The sequence below is a fragment of the Rhodoferax sp. UBA5149 genome (genome assembly GCF_002413825.1).
GTDB lineage: Bacteria > Pseudomonadota > Gammaproteobacteria > Burkholderiales > Burkholderiaceae_C > Rhodoferax.
This window is the reverse complement of sequence record NZ_DHXT01000077.1, coordinates 1-15,765: the sequence shown is the minus strand read 5'-3', so window position 1 is coordinate 15,765 and position 15,765 is coordinate 1. Positions and strand designations below refer to the sequence as shown.

16 protein-coding genes are annotated in these 15,765 nt (G+C 60.5%); 11 read left to right on the top strand and 5 right to left on the bottom strand.

Going from position 1 to position 15,765, the window contains the following annotated elements; genetic code table 11:
• From B3V69_RS06570 to B3V69_RS06560, 3 genes are all read left to right on the top strand, one after another.
• Positions 1-755, top strand: a 755-nt coding sequence (locus tag B3V69_RS06570) for an AAA family ATPase (protein ID WP_296444923.1), incomplete at its 5' end; no start/stop codon positions are given.
• A 71-nt stretch (positions 756-826) separates the two neighbouring features.
• Positions 827-1,432, top strand: a complete 606-nt coding sequence (locus B3V69_RS06565; protein ID WP_296444921.1) for a hypothetical protein — start codon at positions 827-829, stop codon at positions 1,430-1,432.
• 119 nt (positions 1,433-1,551) lie between these two features.
• A complete protein-coding gene (locus B3V69_RS06560; RefSeq protein ID WP_296444920.1) occupies positions 1,552-1,815 on the top strand; it encodes a DUF3144 domain-containing protein in 264 nt (87 codons plus the stop codon).
• A 56-nt stretch (positions 1,816-1,871) separates the two neighbouring features.
• On the opposite strand, the gene B3V69_RS06555 is transcribed toward B3V69_RS06560, so the two are convergent.
• The gene (locus B3V69_RS06555; protein ID WP_296444919.1) at positions 1,872-2,375 is read right to left on the bottom strand and encodes an acyl-CoA thioesterase; all 504 of its coding nucleotides are present in this window, start codon (positions 2,373-2,375) and stop codon (positions 1,872-1,874) included.
• Between the two features lie 93 nt (positions 2,376-2,468).
• On the opposite strand from B3V69_RS06555, the gene B3V69_RS06550 reads away from it, so the two are divergent.
• The 4 genes from B3V69_RS06550 to B3V69_RS06535 all read left to right on the top strand — a co-directional run bounded on the left by B3V69_RS06550 (position 2,469) and on the right by B3V69_RS06535 (position 6,511).
• On the top strand, positions 2,469-2,702 hold the full coding sequence (locus B3V69_RS06550) for a hypothetical protein (protein WP_296444918.1): 234 nt from the start codon (positions 2,469-2,471) through the stop codon (positions 2,700-2,702).
• Positions 2,703-2,866: 164 nt separating this feature from the next.
• Positions 2,867-5,155 carry a putative bifunctional diguanylate cyclase/phosphodiesterase gene (locus B3V69_RS06545; protein WP_296444916.1) on the top strand — a complete coding sequence of 763 codons (2,289 nt, stop codon included), beginning with the start codon at positions 2,867-2,869 and terminating at the stop codon, positions 5,153-5,155.
• Between the two features lie 43 nt (positions 5,156-5,198).
• Positions 5,199-5,879: a methyl-accepting chemotaxis protein gene (locus B3V69_RS06540; protein ID WP_296444914.1), complete on the top strand. Its 681-nt coding sequence runs from the start codon at positions 5,199-5,201 to the stop codon at positions 5,877-5,879.
• A 131-nt stretch (positions 5,880-6,010) separates the two neighbouring features.
• Positions 6,011-6,511, top strand: coding sequence for a PaaI family thioesterase (locus B3V69_RS06535; protein ID WP_296444912.1), 501 nt, complete (start codon positions 6,011-6,013; stop codon positions 6,509-6,511).
• Between the two features lie 15 nt (positions 6,512-6,526).
• Here the strand turns inward: B3V69_RS06535 and B3V69_RS06530 are convergent, their stop codons facing one another.
• On the bottom strand, positions 6,527-7,489 hold the full coding sequence (locus B3V69_RS06530; RefSeq protein WP_296444910.1) for a DMT family transporter: 963 nt from the start codon (positions 7,487-7,489) through the stop codon (positions 6,527-6,529).
• 53 nt (positions 7,490-7,542) lie between these two features.
• On the bottom strand, positions 7,543-8,349 hold the full coding sequence (locus B3V69_RS06525; protein ID WP_296444909.1) for an AraC family transcriptional regulator: 807 nt from the start codon (positions 8,347-8,349) through the stop codon (positions 7,543-7,545).
• A gap of 86 nt (positions 8,350-8,435) precedes the next feature.
• On the opposite strand from B3V69_RS06525, the gene B3V69_RS06520 reads away from it, so the two are divergent.
• From B3V69_RS06520 to B3V69_RS06510, 3 genes are all read left to right on the top strand, one after another.
• Positions 8,436-9,677, top strand: a complete 1,242-nt coding sequence (locus tag B3V69_RS06520) for an MFS transporter (protein WP_296444907.1) — start codon at positions 8,436-8,438, stop codon at positions 9,675-9,677.
• Positions 9,678-9,832: 155 nt separating this feature from the next.
• A complete protein-coding gene (locus B3V69_RS06515; RefSeq protein ID WP_296444905.1) occupies positions 9,833-11,584 on the top strand; it encodes a methyl-accepting chemotaxis protein in 1,752 nt (583 codons plus the stop codon).
• An 18-nt stretch (positions 11,585-11,602) separates the two neighbouring features.
• The gene (locus tag B3V69_RS06510) at positions 11,603-13,336 is read left to right on the top strand and encodes a thiamine pyrophosphate-binding protein (protein WP_296444903.1); all 1,734 of its coding nucleotides are present in this window, start codon (positions 11,603-11,605) and stop codon (positions 13,334-13,336) included.
• A gap of 98 nt (positions 13,337-13,434) precedes the next feature.
• Here the strand turns inward: B3V69_RS06510 and B3V69_RS06505 are convergent, their stop codons facing one another.
• Entirely contained in the window at positions 13,435-13,902 is a 468-nt protein-coding gene (locus tag B3V69_RS06505) for an SWIB/MDM2 domain-containing protein (RefSeq protein WP_296444901.1), read from the bottom strand.
• A gap of 322 nt (positions 13,903-14,224) precedes the next feature.
• Here B3V69_RS06505 and rraA point away from each other — a divergent pair, with 322 nt between their 5' ends.
• Complete coding sequence (rraA, locus tag B3V69_RS06500; protein WP_296444899.1) at positions 14,225-14,746, top strand: ribonuclease E activity regulator RraA; 522 nt, start codon at positions 14,225-14,227, stop codon at positions 14,744-14,746.
• Here the strand turns inward: rraA and B3V69_RS06495 are convergent.
• Positions 14,739-15,710 carry a DMT family transporter gene (locus B3V69_RS06495; protein WP_296444897.1) on the bottom strand — a complete coding sequence of 324 codons (972 nt, stop codon included), beginning with the start codon at positions 15,708-15,710 and terminating at the stop codon, positions 14,739-14,741. The genes rraA and B3V69_RS06495 overlap by 8 nt on opposite strands.
• Between the last annotated feature and the right edge of the window lie 55 nt (positions 15,711-15,765).

Genomic DNA, 15,765 nt, shown 5'->3' with positions numbered 1-15,765 from the left:
AGCTGTGCAAGGCGCTGGCCAACTTCCTGTTCGACAGCGAGGCCCACCTGATCCGCGTCGGCATGAGCGAGTTCATGGAGAAGCATTCGGTGGCCCGCCTGATCGGCGCGCCTCCCGGCTACGTGGGCTACGAGGAGGGCGGCTATTTGACCGAAGCCGTGCGCCGCAAGCCCTACAGCGTGCTGCTGCTCGACGAGGTGGAAAAAGCCCACCCCGATGTCTTCAACGTACTGCTGCAGGTGCTGGACGATGGCCGCCTGACCGACGGCCAGGGCCGTACCGTGGACTTCAAGAACACGGTGATCGTGATGACCAGCAATATTGGCTCCCAGATGATCCAGGCCATGGTCGGTCAGGACAGCGAGGACATCAAGGACGCGGTGACGGACGAGTTGAAGAACCACTTCCGGCCCGAGTTCTTGAACCGTATCGACGAGACCGTGGTGTTCCACGCACTGGACGCCGCGCATATCGCCGAGATTGCCGCTATCCAGATTCAGGTGCTGCAAGCGCGGCTGGCCAAGATGGACCTGACGCTGGAAGTGTCGCCCGCGGCGCTGGCCGAGCTGGCCAAGGTCGGCTTCGATCCGGTGTTTGGCGCGCGGCCCTTGAAGCGTGCGATTCAGCAGCGCATTGAAAACCCGCTGTCCAAGCTGCTGCTGGAAGGCAAGTTCCTGCCCAAGGACGTGATTCCGGTCGACGTGGACCCAATTCGCTCGCCGGGGCAGTTCAGCTTCGAGCGTGTGGTGCACTGAACGCTTTTGAATGGCTTAGCCAATGGAGGGGCCACTACACTCAAGCCCTACTCAAACGACTGCTACAAGCAATGGAAATATTGATTCTGCTGGTGTTGATCGGCATTGGCGCGTACACGCTCAAATCGAGGGACCAGAACCGACGCATTGCCTTGTTGGGTAGTCATCTCGGCAAGCAGCAGATTGAAAAACTGATGGAAAGCCTGACCGAGGGCTACCTGCGGGCGCTGGGCGAGGGTGATGCAGAACGCCGGGCACAAATCTGGCATCTGTTGACCACGGCCGAGATGACGCTGTGTGAGCAGTTCAATCGTTTCGCTGCGGAGTTTTCAAAGGTCGATGAAGCCGACGCGCGCGTCAGCAAGTTCGCCTTGTCCATCCCCTATGCCGACCAGCTTTTTCCAGCCGCCACGTTTGACCTGCGTAAAGCCCTGGCCATTCACGCGCAGGGGATCACCAATGCAACGAACAACAGTCTCCATCTGACGCCCAAAAGCAAGGCGTTCACCCTGTCCGCCGAACTGTTTCTGATGCAGCACACCTGCCACTGGTTCTGTCGCTCCAAAACTGTTGCCTCGGCACGGATGCTGGCGCGCCATAAAACCACGTATCCGCAACTGCTTGCGTCTGTGTCACCCGAGACACGCCAGGCCTATTGCCGCTTGATCGGGCGTTGAAGCGTGCGATGCGCCGGGGCGCCTCGAATAGCAGCAAAATAGCCTCTTCGAGACGCTCACGATCCTGCTTGCGCCAAGTGCCGGTCTGAGTAATTCCATCGCCCCAACGAAAGACTGCCATGGCCTACCCTCCAGAATTTCTCAAGCTCGTTGACGAGTTCATTCATCTTGCCAACCGATTGGCCGAGGGCGGAAACGACGGGGAGGTCAGCGCCGCCATTCTGTTCGCCGCAGGTCGCTACAACGCCTTCAATTTCGTGTCTCAAAATGGTGCGGAACAAGATCAGGAGAACGCCGTGGCGTTCTATGTCTCGGAGTACCGAAAAGCGCTGGTTTCCAACCTGGAGGGTGTTGTCGGACCTGTGGTTAAGCCACAAGCGTAAGCACCGCGCTATTTCAAATAATCGTCATTGCCCAGAATCATTTCTCGGCCTACCTGTCATTGGCAGTCTGCGCGGCAATCTATCCTGTCGTCTATGTCGCGGCAGAGTGGGTCTTCTACTATGGGTTCAAGGCCAACCATGGCTGCCAAGTAGACCTGCGAAAACTCCGGCGGCATTCGACGCGCTCGTCCGCTGCTGAGCTCAATGCACACCAGTTCCCAGCGTCCGCGCAGGATGGTTGCCTGGTCCCGGTTGCGGATCAATTGAAACCGACGCTCCATGGTCAATTTACCGTCGCTGGAAGTCAGCCAGGTGGCGAGGGTGAGCTCGTCATTGAGTACCGTAGGCAACAAATAGTCATATTCGCCACGACGAATCGCCATCGCACGATCAAGGCGCTGATAATCCGCCAGACTCAGGCCGAGTGCTTCTGAATGCGCCCAGCCGATCTTCTCGCACCATTGAACATACACCGCATTGTTGGTGTGATTGAGACCGTCAATGTCACCGGCCAGTGGCACTGTGGGCAAGGTGAAGGGTTGCGGATAGTCCCAGGCCATGGAAGTGTTTTAAATGTCGAAAGATGATCATCTTATCCGCCCAAGGACGCTCAAAAGCGACCGACGGCATTTGTTAACCGTTGTAGGATGCCCATGCATAAGCTGACCCTCGGCAGAACCAATGACCTTGTTTATCGCGTCCTGACCGATCAGGGAGAGCATGTGGGCAACCTGAAGCTGATCAACGCGGTCTGGAAATTCAAGGCGATTGGTTACGATCATCATGGCGATGTCATTCCCGGCGGCGGGCCGTTCACGGATCGGCACAACACGATTTTTGTCACGCTCGACGAAGCCGAAATCAACGCCCGGTTGGGCTCGGCGTAAGCCATGGCCGCTTGCGCGGCCAGCACCTTGGCACCAACACGGACCTTGGCGCACCACCTTGGCACGTCCTGCGGGTATCCACCTATTGCCAATCGCACAAACCACCAATTAAGACTGGCATGAAAGATGCTTGGTGGATGGCATAGTTACTTTGCGAAGTCACCATGCCTGAAATTGTCGACGTAAGTTCATTGGCTACCCAGAGCCCGCGCATTTCTCCACGGTTGCAGCTGGCCTTGACACAAAGCCCGGTGCCAGCCGCGCTCGAAGAGGCCGCATCATTTGGACGCTGGTGGTTTGAGCCCGAAACCTCTCGGCTCGTACTGTCCGCCACCGCAGCGCACTATTTGAGCGTGGAAGCGGGGCAGTACCATCGGCTGGACGACTGCTTCAATTACGTTGTCTCGGACGACCTGCTGCGTTTGTTGTCGATCTTCACCAGCAAACCGCACCAGCCCATCAACAGTGAATTTCGCGTCATCAATGCCACGCATGGTTTGCGCTGGCTGCGTCTGACGTCGCTCCCCGTGGACCTGGCCAGTCCGCAGCTCATCAGCGGCATATTGCTTGACGTCACACCGATCAAGCACGCGGCCATGCGCGAACGACTGGGCTTCGAATTGACGGAATTTTTGGTTGGGTCCCACACGCTGGGCGATGCCGTCATCAACGTCATTCAGCTGATTTGTAAAAACCTCGGTTGGGACTGGGGCGCCTACTGGGCACTGGAGCAGTCACCGCAAGGCACGCAGCAGCTCGCATGCAAGCACTTTTGGCACCACCCCGAACACGATCTGGGTTCTTTCGGTCAGGAAAGCTTGACCCTCTCCATGGCACCCGGTGAAGGTCTGGTCGGTAGTGTCTGGAAAAATGGTGAAGCCGGTTGGGTGGAAGACATGACCAGTGACTCGCGCTTCTTGCGACGCACCAGTGCCAGGGAATGCAGGCTATGGTCAGGCTATGTGTTCCCGGTCACCTATGTTTCCGATGACGGCCACCACCACAGCCCCGGCGTGCTCGAGTTTTACAGCAGCTTGTCGCGCCAGCCGGAAGCGCAATTGCCCAACCTGTCAACGACCATCGGTGCCTTCATCGCTCGCATGGCGCAACGACTTGAACAACAGGCCATCATTCTTCACTTGGCGCGGGTTGACGAACTGACAGGACTCGCCAACCGGAGCCACTTTTACGCACTGCTGACCCAAGCCTGCGCCAGTGCGGCAAGGGCCAAGGTATCCTTTGGCCTGATCTTCATTGACCTCGATTGCTTCAAACCGATCAATGATGCGTTCGGTCACGAGGCCGGCAACGTTGTCCTGCGTGAATTTGCCCAACGCTTACAGGCGCTGGCGCCAGTGGGTGCCAGCGCGGGGCGCTTGGGCGGCGATGAATTTGCACTGCTATTGCCAGGCGACTCGACGGAGCACATGGCCGCGCTGGCGGAAAACGTGTTGCAGGCGGCACGAACCCCATTCACCTACGACGGCGTCGAGGTGACGGTGTCCGCCAGCATCGGCATCAGCACGTTCCCGGAAAATGGCGAAACCAGCCCCGAACTGCTTCGCAGCGCGGATGCGGCGATGTACCGTATCAAGCAGAACGGTCGAAACGGCTATAACATTTTTTCCAGCAGCAGTCCGCATGCTCTGGCACAGAAGCAGTCATCCCTGGCCCGCTGCTTGACCATTGAAACCGAACTCCATCATGCCTTGCATGGACCCGAGCTGTTTCTTGCGTACCAACCCATTTTCGATATATCCACTGAACGAATGAATGCCGTCGAGGCCCTCATTCGCTGGAGGCGCCCGGACGGCACGCTGGTTCCTCCCGATGTCTTCATTCCGATTGCCGAGCAAAGCCATCTCATCGTGCAGATCGGGAAATGGGTGGTCGAGCAGGCCTGCCGCGATCTGGCCACCTTGCGCTGCGCCGATTTCAAGAACCTCAAGGTCCATGTGAACATGGCCGCCTCGGAGTTCATGAGCAGCACCTTGCCGCAAGAGTTGCGCGCGCTGGCCACCGCGTTCGATCTTGACCCGCGCAATCTGTCGCTTGAGCTCACGGAAGGCATGCTGATGAAGCGGCCAGACCAGGTGATCCCGGTGATGCGCACCTTGCGGCAACTCGGTTTCGAGATCAGCCTGGACGACTTTGGCATGGGGCATTCCTCCTTGGCGTTATTGAAGAACCTGCCCATTTCTTCGATGAAGATCGACCGCTCATTTGTTCGTGATCTAACGTATCAAAGCAACGACCGGGCGATTGTGAAAACGATCGTTGAACTGGGTCGGCAAATGCATCTGGACGTTATTGCCGAAGGTGTCGAAACCGCATCGCAGCTGAAGATTCTCCAGCAATCGGGGTGCACCCTGATTCAGGGGTTTTTGCTCAGTCGGCCCTTGAGCCTGGCGGATCTGCTCACGAAGTACCCCGCAGGGCGGTGGCGGCAATAGACACCTGTTGGAAAGTCATTCATTTTTTGAAAGCGTGGAACCTATGTCCTCTGCCATTGCCAACAGACCCCTGCTCCGTGTACCAACGCCCGCGCCCAAGTTGTCCGGTGAAGTATTCGCCACCCTCATCAACCTGTCGGGCCGCCGACGCTTCACGTCACAGCGGGTGGTTCTGTACGCGGTGCTGGCTGCCAAGAAAGACCCCACGCTGGCCTGTGTCGCCAGTGATGCACTGGGTCTTTTCAGGGCTGCGCACAGCGCTCTCATCAAGGGCGATGACACCTTGCCGGGGGTCTTCTGTTCCTCCCTGCAGGAGGCCTACTTTGGCCCGGAGCAAGGGGATAAGAAGATTCGGGAGTTCATCGAATTGGCTGAACGTGCGCTACACGCGATCCAGTCGGGTTGGCGCCAGGTGTCCGTTTTGCTGGATGAGCTGATTGAAACCACGACCCCCTTGCTGGTCGTACTCAATAGCCTCACGGCCATCTACGAAAAGGAAGCGCGCAGCCATGCCAACCAGGCCAAGAATCAGTTGCTGGACGTGATGAGCGAGATCAAGGCCATTTCGAAGCAGGCGCACATGGTTGCCTTCAACGCACAAATCATCGCCGCGCGCGCCGGCGTTGCGGGACGTGAATTTTCGGTGGTGGCCTCGGTACTGACCGGCATTACCGGCGAGATTGACAAACTTTTGCAGGTTGCGCTTGCGGAATCCAGCGCTTAGAACCGGTAAATCACGTCGTCTCGTTTTTCTGGGGTGTCGCGACCCGGACATGGCGCTGGGCGCGGGTTTGCAAACCTCTCTATAGTGGTCCTTTTTACCCGACCCGCTTGACGCGCCGGACCGCACCACTTATGACCTCCACCCCCCTCAATTCCAATTTTGACGATATTGCAGCGAATGCCGCCGATGACATTCCTGAAGGATTCAAACCCGTCAAAGTTGGTGGCCCTTTTATTTACCATAACGGTCCGCTGTACGGCAAATGGACGGGCCAGCGCCTGCTGTTGGGGTTTCGGGTGGAAGAACGGCATACCAACCCGCTCAAGATTTGTCACGGTGGCATGTTGGCCACGTTTGCGGACATGTTGATTCCCTGTGCCTCGATGTACCAGTCGGACATGGAGCGGCGCTTTTTGCCCACCATCAGCCTGCAGATCGACTACATGGGCTCGGCTCCCCTGGGCGCCTGGGTGCAGGGCGAGGCCGATGTGCTGCGCACCACGCGCAACATGATGTTTGGCCAGTGCCTGGTGAGCGCGGATGGCCAGCCGGCCCTGCGCGTGAGCGGCATCTTCAAGATGGGTCAAATGATCGGCGACGGTAAGGCCACCGATCCGCTGGGCTTGAAATAAAGGCTTGTCCCCCCGCTAGGGATGGTCATGCCGGTGATCCATATCCGGGTAGTGCGGGTGGCTGTGCTGCAGGTTGCCGTGCCAGTGCGGGTGCTCATGCCGCTCCGTCAGGTGCAGCCAGAGCCCGACGGCCATGAACAGCCCTGCGCCCCAGAACCAGGGCGAGGTGCTTTCATGGAACAGGCCGACGGCGATGGCCGCACCCATGAAGGGTGCTGCGCCAAAGTAAGCGCCGGTGCGCGCGGCACCCAGGCCGCGCAGGGCCACCACGAACAGCGTCAAACTTAGCCCGTAGCCCAGAAAACCAATCAGCAGGACCGGACCCGCCACCGTCCAGGGCGGCACAGACTGGCCCAGCAGCAAGGCCAGCCCGATGTTGACCGCTGCGGCGATCAGTCCTTTCAGGCAGGCTATGAACAGGGCGTCCGAGTTGGAGACCTGTCGCGTCAGGTTGTTGTCCAGCGCCCAGCACAGGCAGGCGCCCACAATCAACGCAGCCCCCTGCCATCCGTCTAAGGTGCTTTGCGGCGTACCGGGCCAGGACAACATCAGTCCCCCGGCCACGATCAAGGCCATGCCCAGCATCACGCGCCGGTCGGCGTTTTCCTTGAACACGACCCAGGCCAGCAGCGCCGTCAACACGCCTTCAAAATTGAGCAGCAGGGAGGCAGACGCCGCGCTCACACGCGCCAGACCCAGCATCAGCAAGGTCGGTCCCACGATGCCGCCGCAGGCGATCGCCCCCAACAGCCAGGGCCACTCGACGCGCGTGAGCTCCGGCTTGCGCCAGCCCCGGTCGCGCATCAGGCGCAGACCCAGGAGTCCGACGCCACTGCCCAAGTACAGCAAGCCCGCCAGCAGCAGGGCCGACAGTTCACCGACAAACTGTTTGGCCAATGGCGTGCTGGCCCCGAACAGGGCAGCAGCGCCCAGTGCGGCCAGCACGGCGGTCGGGGTGTGGCGTGTATTCAAAGTCATTAGGAAATAATTTGCTATAAAAATAGTAGCGTATTACGCATATTTTACGCGGGCTAGAGCACGTTTTTGCTTTGATAGTGGCTGGGCGAGTGGCCCATCGCCGATTTGAACATGGCCGAGAACGCGCTGTCGCTGGCGTAACCGCTGGCAGCCGCCACATGACTGACCGGTGTGCCGCGCGCCAGCATCGGTAGCGCGTGGGCCAGGATGGCTTGCTGGCGCCACTGCTGAAAGCTGGTGGCCAGGCCGGTACGAAACAGGCGCGCCACGGTGCGTTCGCTGGCGCCGATGTCCACCGCCCACTCGGACAGCGTGGCGCGCTGGCCAGGAGCCCGCAGCACGGCTTCGCACAGGCTGCGCAGGCGCTTGTCGCGCGGCAGCGGCACACCGAGCGCCTGGGTGTCGGCGTGGGTGATTTCATGCAGGGTCAAGGCCATCAGCGCGTCGTCCCGGGCGCACGCTTGCGAGGCTTCGAGGGCGTGAATCAATTCACGCAGCAGGTTGGAGACGACCAGTACCCGGCACCCCTGCCAGCCGGGAGGCGTGGCCGTGGGGTCCAGGTAGACGGTGCGCAGTTCGGTCGCTTCCAGCACCGTCACGGCGTGCCGGGCGCCGGGTGGAATCCAGACGGCGCGTGAGGGTGGCAGGATGAAGGTGGTGTGCGCATCGCCGACGGCGACCGTCACCTGGATCAGTCCGCTGGCGCAATAGGCCAGTTGCGCCCACGGGTGCTGGTGCGGCTCGAAATGGGCGTCCACCACCAGCGAGCGGGCGCGGCTGCGCAGCGGCCGACGGGGCGTCGGGGCGACCGGGTTGGTGTCGCCAACGAGCTCGGGTTTGAGGGCGGATTTGCGTTTCACACGGAATTCCTTGGCTTGGCAGATATTCGACAATTATTGTCTATTTGTCGTATTTCAGAAGACGCCGCGCCACTTACCATGGCGGCATGAGCAGCGCCACACTTCATCCGCCCCTTGCCGGGCCTCTAACTTCCACGCTAAAGCAGGACGCCACCATCATCGGCCTGGTCGGGCTGGCCCACGCCAGCTCGCACTTTTCCCACTTGTTGCTGCCGCTGATGTTTCCGGTCTTCATGATCGAGTTCGGCCTGAGCTACTCCGAGCTGGGCCTGCTGATGACCACGTTTTTCGTGGTCTCGGGGCTGGGGCAGGCGTCGGCCGGTTTCGTGGTGGACCGACTCGGCGCGCGGCCGCTGCTGTTTGCGGCGCTGGGTATTTTTGTGCTGGCGTGCGGCGCCGCGTCGATGGTGACGGGCTACACCGGCTTGTTGGGGGTGGCGGCGCTGGCAGGGCTGGGCAACGCCACGTTTCACCCGGTCGACTTCACGATTTTGAACCAGCGGGTGTCGGGCCCGCGCCTGGGTTATGCCTTCAGTGCCCACGGCTTGACGGGCAATCTGGGCTGGGCCGCAGCACCCGTTTTTTTTGCCACGATCAGCAGCCTGTACAGCTGGCGCACGGCCTATCTGGCCGCTGCCGCGATGTACGTGGCTATCTTGCTGCTGCTGGTGCTGCAGCGCGACAAGCTGAGCACCCAGGTGGTGGTGCGCCATGCGGATGTCCATGCGGAACATGATATGGCGTTCATGAAGCTGCCGGTGGTGTGGTGGTGCTTCTCTTTCTTTTTGTTGTCCACCATGACGCTGGCGGTGGTGCAAAGTTTTTCGGTGTCCATTCTCAAAGCCATGCATGGCGTGAGTTTTGAGGCCGCGACCGTGACGCTGACGGCCTACATGCTGTGCGGTGCCCTGGGCATGTTTGTCGGGGGCTTTATCGCGGCACGCACCGCCAGCAGTGATCGCGTCGTTGCCCTCGCCATGGGGGTGGCGGCGCTCTTGCTGGCGCTGTGCGGCACCGGGATTTTTGGTGCCACCGGCACCATGGTGATCCTGGCCGGCACCGGCTTTGCCGTGGGTATCGGCGGGCCCTCGCGCGACATGATGATCAAGAAGGCCACGCCCCAGGGTGCGACCGGGCGGGTTTACGGCATGGTGTATTCCGGGCTGGACGTGGGCTTTGCCATTTCCCCCCTTCTGTTTGGCGCTTTCATGGACCGGGGCTGGTACGGCGCCACGCTGTTCGGCGCGGCGGCCGTGTTGCTGCTCAGCGTGGTGGCGGCACTGGGCGTGGGCCAGCGCACTTCCGGGCGCCCGCCACAGCGCGCTTGAACCGCGCCTGAGCCGCGCGGGGTGCAGAGCCTGTTGCCCGGGCGGCATGGGTTGCCTTCAATTCGACGTGGCTGACGGTTTCTGAATAGGCTAGAGTGCCACCCGGCACACTGTTATTGTTGGCGTGCGCGCGAAAACTCATTGAGGAAAAAAACATGAAAATTTCTACACGCTTGATGCTGCTGATGGGCGTCATGTCGGTCTTGTTGATTGGTATCGGTGGCATCGGTTTGTGGGGAATTTCAAGCAGCAACACGGCCTTGCAGTCGGTTTATGAGGATCGCACCGTGGCGCTGGCCCAATTGGGCGAAATTCAACACCTGATGGCGAGCAGTGGGTTTGTCGTGGTGTCGGCGGCGCTGGACGCGACCAGCGAGGTCGTCAAAAAGAACGCCGACGCCGTGGACGCCAATATCGCCGCGATCACGAAAACTTGGGGCGAGTACATGGCGACCAAGTTGACCGTGGATGAAGAACGCCATGCGAAGGAATTTGCAGCGCGGCGCGGGCGGTTTGTCGCCGAAGGTCTGCGTCCGGCGGTGGTCGCGTTGCGAGCGGGTGATTTCAAGGAAGCGACGCGGTTGTCGATCGGGGTCATTCCTGTCCTTTATTCACCGACCCGCGAAAGCATGGCCGCGCTGGTCAAGATTCAAACCGATGAGGCCAAGATCGAGTACGACTCGGCGACCAACCGCTATGCAACGCTTCGCTGGGTGTCTATTTTGTCGATTGTGGTGGGTGTGTTGTTCGCGGGGGCGATGGGTTTTTATCTGATTCGCGCGATTGGACGGGGACTGACGCAGGCCGCCAATCTGTCACATGCCATTGCGGCGGGCGACCTCACGGTGCAGGTCGATGTTGCCGGCAAGGATGAGATTGCCGTGCTGTTGAGCTCGCTCGTGGGCATGAAAGATAGCCTGAGCAACGTGGTGGCCCATGTGCGCCAGGGCTCTGAAAGCGTCGCCACCTCCAGCGCCGAGATTGCGCAAGGCAACCAAGACCTCTCCGCCCGTACCGAGCAACAGGCCAGTGCCCTGGAGGAAACGGCGGCCTCCATGGAGGAGCTCAGCGCCACCGTCAAGCAAAACGCCGACAGCGCCCGCCAGGCTAATCAGCTGGCCATGAGCGCCTCTACCGTGGCGATCAAGGGCGGTGAGGTTGTGAGTCAAGTCGTCGAGACCATGAAAGGCATCAACGACTCGTCCCGCAAGATCTCCGACATCATCAGTGTCATTGACGGCATTGCCTTTCAGACCAATATTCTGGCGCTCAATGCGGCGGTGGAAGCGGCCCGTGCTGGCGAGCAGGGCCGGGGCTTTGCGGTGGTGGCCAGTGAAGTGCGCTCCCTGGCCGGGCGTTCTGCCGAAGCCGCCAAGGAAATCAAGTCACTGATCAATGCCAGCGTCGAACGGGTCGAATATGGAAGCACCCTGGTGGACCAGGCCGGCGTCACCATGACCGAGGTGGTGAGCTCCATCAAGCGCGTGACCGACATCATGGGAGAGATCAGTGCGGCCAGCAGCGAACAGGCTTCGGGCGTGTCGCAGGTGGGTGAAGCGGTCACCCAGATGGATCAGGCCACCCAGCAGAATGCGGCCCTGGTCGAGCAGATGGCGGCTGCGGCCAGCAGCCTGAAATCACAGGCGCAGGACCTGGTCACGACGGTGGCCGTATTCAAACTTCCAGGCGGTCACAGCGGCTCGCTGATGAGCAAGGCGCCGATCACCCGGCAGGCCCCCGCCAGGAAGCCCGCTCCCGCCGTCGCGCTGACCCAGCGGAAACCGGCGATCAAGCCCAAAAAGCCGATGGTCAATACGCCTGCCAGGCAAACCGCCCTGAACGCGCCAGCACCCAGCACCAAGGCAACGGCCGCTGCCGCGACCGACGATGGCTGGGACACGTTCTGATTGACAGAACAATCAAAAATGACGACAAAAATTGCCGGCCATCTTCTCGTCGAATGCCTGGTGGCCCAGGGCGTCACCCATGCGTTTGGCGTCCCCGGGGAAAGTTATCTGGCGGTGCTCGATGGGTTTCACCGGCATCAGGACCAGATACGCTTCATCATCAATCGCCAGGAGGGCGGCGCGGCCTTCATGGCGGAGGCCCACGGCAAACTCACCGGGCGTCCCGGCGTCTGTTTCGTGACGCGCGGGCCGGGTGCCACCAACGCGTCGATCGGGGTGCACACTGCCTTTCAGGATTCGACGCCGATGGTGCTGTTTGTTGGCGACGTGGCCAGTGACACGCGCGACCGCGAAGCGTTTCAGGAAGTGGACTACCTGAGCTTTTTTGGACCCAGCACCAAAGGGTTTGCCAAACGCGTGGAGCGCATTGACGATGTGCACCGCATTCCCGAGTACGTGGCGCGTGCTTTTGCCACGGCCATGAATGGCCGCCCCGGCCCGGTGGTGCTGGTGTTGCCGGAAGACATGCTGACGCAGGCCGTGACGGCGCATGCGATCACCGGCGTGCTGCCGCAAGCGCTGCCGCGCGTGGCCGCGGTTTCTGCCTGGAGTGACCCCGACGCCTTGCTCCTCCTGCGTGAGATGCTATTGAAAGCAGAGCGTCCTTTGGTCATTGCGGGCGGTGGCGGCTGGACCGTGCAGGCGGCCCAGGCCTTGCAGCGCTTTGCCGAGAACTGGAAGCTGCCGGTGGGCAACGCGTTTCGTTTTCAGGACACGTTCGACAACCACCATGCGCTGTATGCGGGCGACGTGGGCATCGGCATCAACCCCAAGCTGGCCCAGCGCATCAAGGACAGCGACCTTGTCATCGCCATCGGCCCACGACTGGGCGAGATGACCAGCGGCGGCTACACCCTGCTCGAGGTGCCCAAACCGAAACAGAAGCTGGTGCACATCCACGCCAGTGCCGAAGAACTGAATCGCGTCTACCAGGCTGACCTGGCCATCAACGCGAGCATGAATGCCGCTGCTCGCTCGCTGGAGGCCCTGTCAGCGCCGGCAGCACTGGCGTGGGAGGAGTGGGCCCAGGCCTGCCACGCCGACTACCTGTCCAATCTGGAGCCGCAGGTCTTGCCCGGTGACATCGATATGCCCGCCATTGTGGCGACGCTGCAAAAGCATCTGCCGGCGGACGCGGTGCTGACCAACGGCGCTGGCAACTTTGCCAGCTGGGTGCACCGCTTTTACCGGCATCACGGGCTGGCCAAGGGCTTCAAAACGCAGCTCGCGCCGACCAACGGCGCCATGGGCTACGGGGTGCCCGCCGGCATTGCGGCCGCCATTACCACCGGGCGCCTGGCTTTCACCATCGCCGGTGATGGTGACTTCTTGATGAATGGACAAGAGCTGGCCACCGCCGTGCAGTACGGCGCCAAGAGCATCATCGTGCTGCTGAACAACAGCATGTTCGGCACCATCCGCATGCACCAGGAGCGCGAGTATCCGCAACACGTCACCGGCACCCAGTTGAAGAACCCGGACTTTGCGGCGCTGGCGCGCGCCTATGGTTACGCGGGCCTTCGGATCACCCACACGGCCGAGTTCGAGCCGGCCTTGATGGCGGCGCTGGCGCGCGCTGAGGGTAGCCTGATCGAGGTGATGCTGGACCCGGAGGTGATCAGCACCCGCGGCACCCTGTCGGCCATCACACAGACGGCGCAGGCCAGACAAAAAGCATCACAGACGCTGTAAATAGCAAAGCGGTTCGTGTGCCATGCGTTCCCAGGTTCTCGTGCTGAAACAAAAAAGGCCGACTTGCGTCGGCCTTTGAAGTAAACAGCAGGGGCTGATTACTTGAGGTGCTTGCCAATCAGGCCAGCCATCTCGAACATGGACACTTGGGCCTTGTTGAAGACTTCCTTCAGCTTGGCGTCGGCGTTGATCATGCGCTTGTTGACGGCGTCTTGCAGCTTGTTCTTCTTGATGTAAGTCCACAGCTTGCTGACCACTTCGGTACGTGGCAGCGGGCTATTGCCCACAATGGAAGCCAGAGCGGCACTGGGCGTCAGGGCTTTCATGAACGCTGCATTGGCGGTCCGCTTTTTGGCGGGCGCTTTCGGTGCAGCTACTTTTTTCGCTGGAGCGGCTTTCTTGGCGGGCGCAGCCTTTTTAGCTGGTGCTGCCTTTTTGGCTGGAGCCTTGACGGCTACTTTCTTCGCGGGTGCTGCAGCCTTTGCAGGAGCAGCCTTTTTAGCCGGTGCTGCTGCTTTTTTTGCGGGTGCAGCTTTCTTTGCCGGAGCTTTTTTTGCAGTTGCCATGATTTATTGTCCTTCTAGAAGTTGATTAATCACCAGCAAAAAACTGCTTCTTCACTGGCACAGCGGATGCTACTGGAGAATTTGTGTGTTTCCAAGGGAAAAAACGTTTATTTCATTGGGGCGTGTTGTTTTTTCATTGGTGATTTCCAGCTCTTTTCCCTCTGAAGACGGAATGCGGTCCGTGCGAGGCGCCGCAAACTGCTCATGCAGTGCAGCAGATGCCACTATTAACACCGCGTCACGACACGCTATTTCCTGTGCTTGCGTCTCGCGGGAACCCGCTGTGACGCTCTACAATTTTGCCAACCAAAGGAACTGAACCATGACCCCCTCATTTGCAACCTGTGACCTGTGCGATGCACACAAAAACGCTTCATCCCGTGAATTCCAGGTTTTGCCCCCGGTGTTTCGCGATTTTGGTGCCGTGCGCAAATTTTTCGGTCCGGTTGTCACCATCAAGTGCTTTGAGGACAACACGCTGGTCAAAGCGGCACTTGATGCCGTGGGCTATGTGGAGACACCCTCGGGCCGGGTGGGCAAGGTGCTGGTGGTTGACGGTGGCGGCTCCTTGCGTCGGGCACTGCTGGGCGGCAACCTCGGTGCAGCGGCGGTCAAAAACGGCTGGGCTGGCGTGGTGATGGATGGTTGCGTGCGTGACGTCGCGGAACTGGCCGTGCTGGACGTCGGGATTCGTGCCCTGGCCAGCCTGCCGCTGCCGACTGAAAAACGCAATGAAGGACAACAAGACATTGCGGTCCAGTTGCAGGGTGTCTGGGTTCGTCCGGGCGACTGGCTTTATGCGGATGAAGACGGCATGGTGCTGGCGGCAAGCCGTCTCATTTGAGGCGGGTTGATTTGATGGCGGCACGAGCTGGCAGGGTGGCTAACATCACTCCAAGCAGCGCGATGCCGAAGGCCAGAAGTTGCACGCCACGCAGCGTCTCACCCAAAGCAAAGACGCCGACCAATGCGCTTGAGACCGGCAGCATCACGGTGAACACACCGGCCTTCGCGGCCGGCACGGTTTTCAGGCCCGTCATCCATAGCCACACCGTCCACACACTGGCCGCCAGCGCGTAGAAGACCAGCAGCAGCCAGGCGCCTGGGGTCACGGCGCCAAAATCAAATTTCCAGGCCACGTAGAGGCCCATGGGCGTCATCAGCAGGAAGCCCCACAGGTTGATCAGGGCCGTGATCCGTTTCGGGCTCAGGGCGCCTATTAGCTTCTTGCCGATCACGGCGTAAGCGGCCTCGCACAACACGGCGCCAAACACCAGCAGATTGCCCCACAGCATTTTTTTATATGACAAATCGGCCGCTATCCCCCGAGCAGTATGCGCAGGCAGCTCTTGTTTTGATAGCGCGAACAGACCAATGCCGAAGGCCGCGCAGGCAATCGCGGCCCACACCCGCAGGCCAATGCGCTCGCGCAGGAAGAACCAGCTCATCAGCGCGACCACGGCCGGAATGGCGGCCATGATGACACCGGCCGAGACCGCGCTGGTCATGCTCACCCCAAACAGCATGCAGATCGAAAACAGGAAATTGCCCAGCAAGGACTCCAGAAACACCAGCTTTCTGGTGTGGGCGCTCATTGGTGCTTCGCCGACCGGCGCCAGAAACCAGTGCGGCATGGCGAGGCCCCCGATACCAAAGCGCATCCAGGCCAGCAAGAAGACCGGAAAGACTGCCACCAGCGACTTTGACAGGGCGACATAGCTGCCGACGAGCGACATGCTGAGGGCCAGCAGCAAGTAGGCCGTCAGACGGTTTGGCGCGTTGTGCGAGAAGTTTGGGGCGGACGCCATGGCAGTCGCTTACTTTGAAAAAAGTTGGAGCCACGCATCATGCCTGATGCCTGCA

Excerpts from the sequence above, each read along its gene's own strand:
- B3V69_RS06535 (WP_296444912.1), top strand. The coding sequence starts at position 6,011 with ATGACCTCCACCCCCCTCAATTCCAATTTTGACGATATTGCAGCGAAT.
- B3V69_RS06515 (WP_296444905.1), top strand. The coding sequence starts at position 9,833 with ATGAAAATTTCTACACGCTTGATGCTGCTGATGGGCGTCATGTCGGTC.
- B3V69_RS06510 (WP_296444903.1), top strand. The coding sequence starts at position 11,603 with ATGACGACAAAAATTGCCGGCCATCTTCTCGTCGAATGCCTGGTGGCC.
- B3V69_RS06530 (WP_296444910.1), bottom strand. The coding sequence starts at position 7,489 with ATGACTTTGAATACACGCCACACCCCGACCGCCGTGCTGGCCGCACTG.
- B3V69_RS06505 (WP_296444901.1), bottom strand. The coding sequence starts at position 13,902 with ATGGCAACTGCAAAAAAAGCTCCGGCAAAGAAAGCTGCACCCGCAAAA.
- B3V69_RS06550 (WP_296444918.1), top strand. The coding sequence starts at position 2,469 with ATGCATAAGCTGACCCTCGGCAGAACCAATGACCTTGTTTATCGCGTC.
- B3V69_RS06565 (WP_296444921.1), top strand. The coding sequence starts at position 827 with ATGGAAATATTGATTCTGCTGGTGTTGATCGGCATTGGCGCGTACACG.
- B3V69_RS06545 (WP_296444916.1), top strand. The coding sequence starts at position 2,867 with ATGCCTGAAATTGTCGACGTAAGTTCATTGGCTACCCAGAGCCCGCGC.
- B3V69_RS06560 (WP_296444920.1), top strand. The coding sequence starts at position 1,552 with ATGGCCTACCCTCCAGAATTTCTCAAGCTCGTTGACGAGTTCATTCAT.
- B3V69_RS06540 (WP_296444914.1), top strand. The coding sequence starts at position 5,199 with ATGTCCTCTGCCATTGCCAACAGACCCCTGCTCCGTGTACCAACGCCC.
- B3V69_RS06495 (WP_296444897.1), bottom strand. The coding sequence starts at position 15,710 with ATGGCGTCCGCCCCAAACTTCTCGCACAACGCGCCAAACCGTCTGACG.
- B3V69_RS06520 (WP_296444907.1), top strand. The coding sequence starts at position 8,436 with ATGAGCAGCGCCACACTTCATCCGCCCCTTGCCGGGCCTCTAACTTCC.
- rraA (WP_296444899.1), top strand. The coding sequence starts at position 14,225 with ATGACCCCCTCATTTGCAACCTGTGACCTGTGCGATGCACACAAAAAC.
- B3V69_RS06555 (WP_296444919.1), bottom strand. The coding sequence starts at position 2,375 with ATGGCCTGGGACTATCCGCAACCCTTCACCTTGCCCACAGTGCCACTG.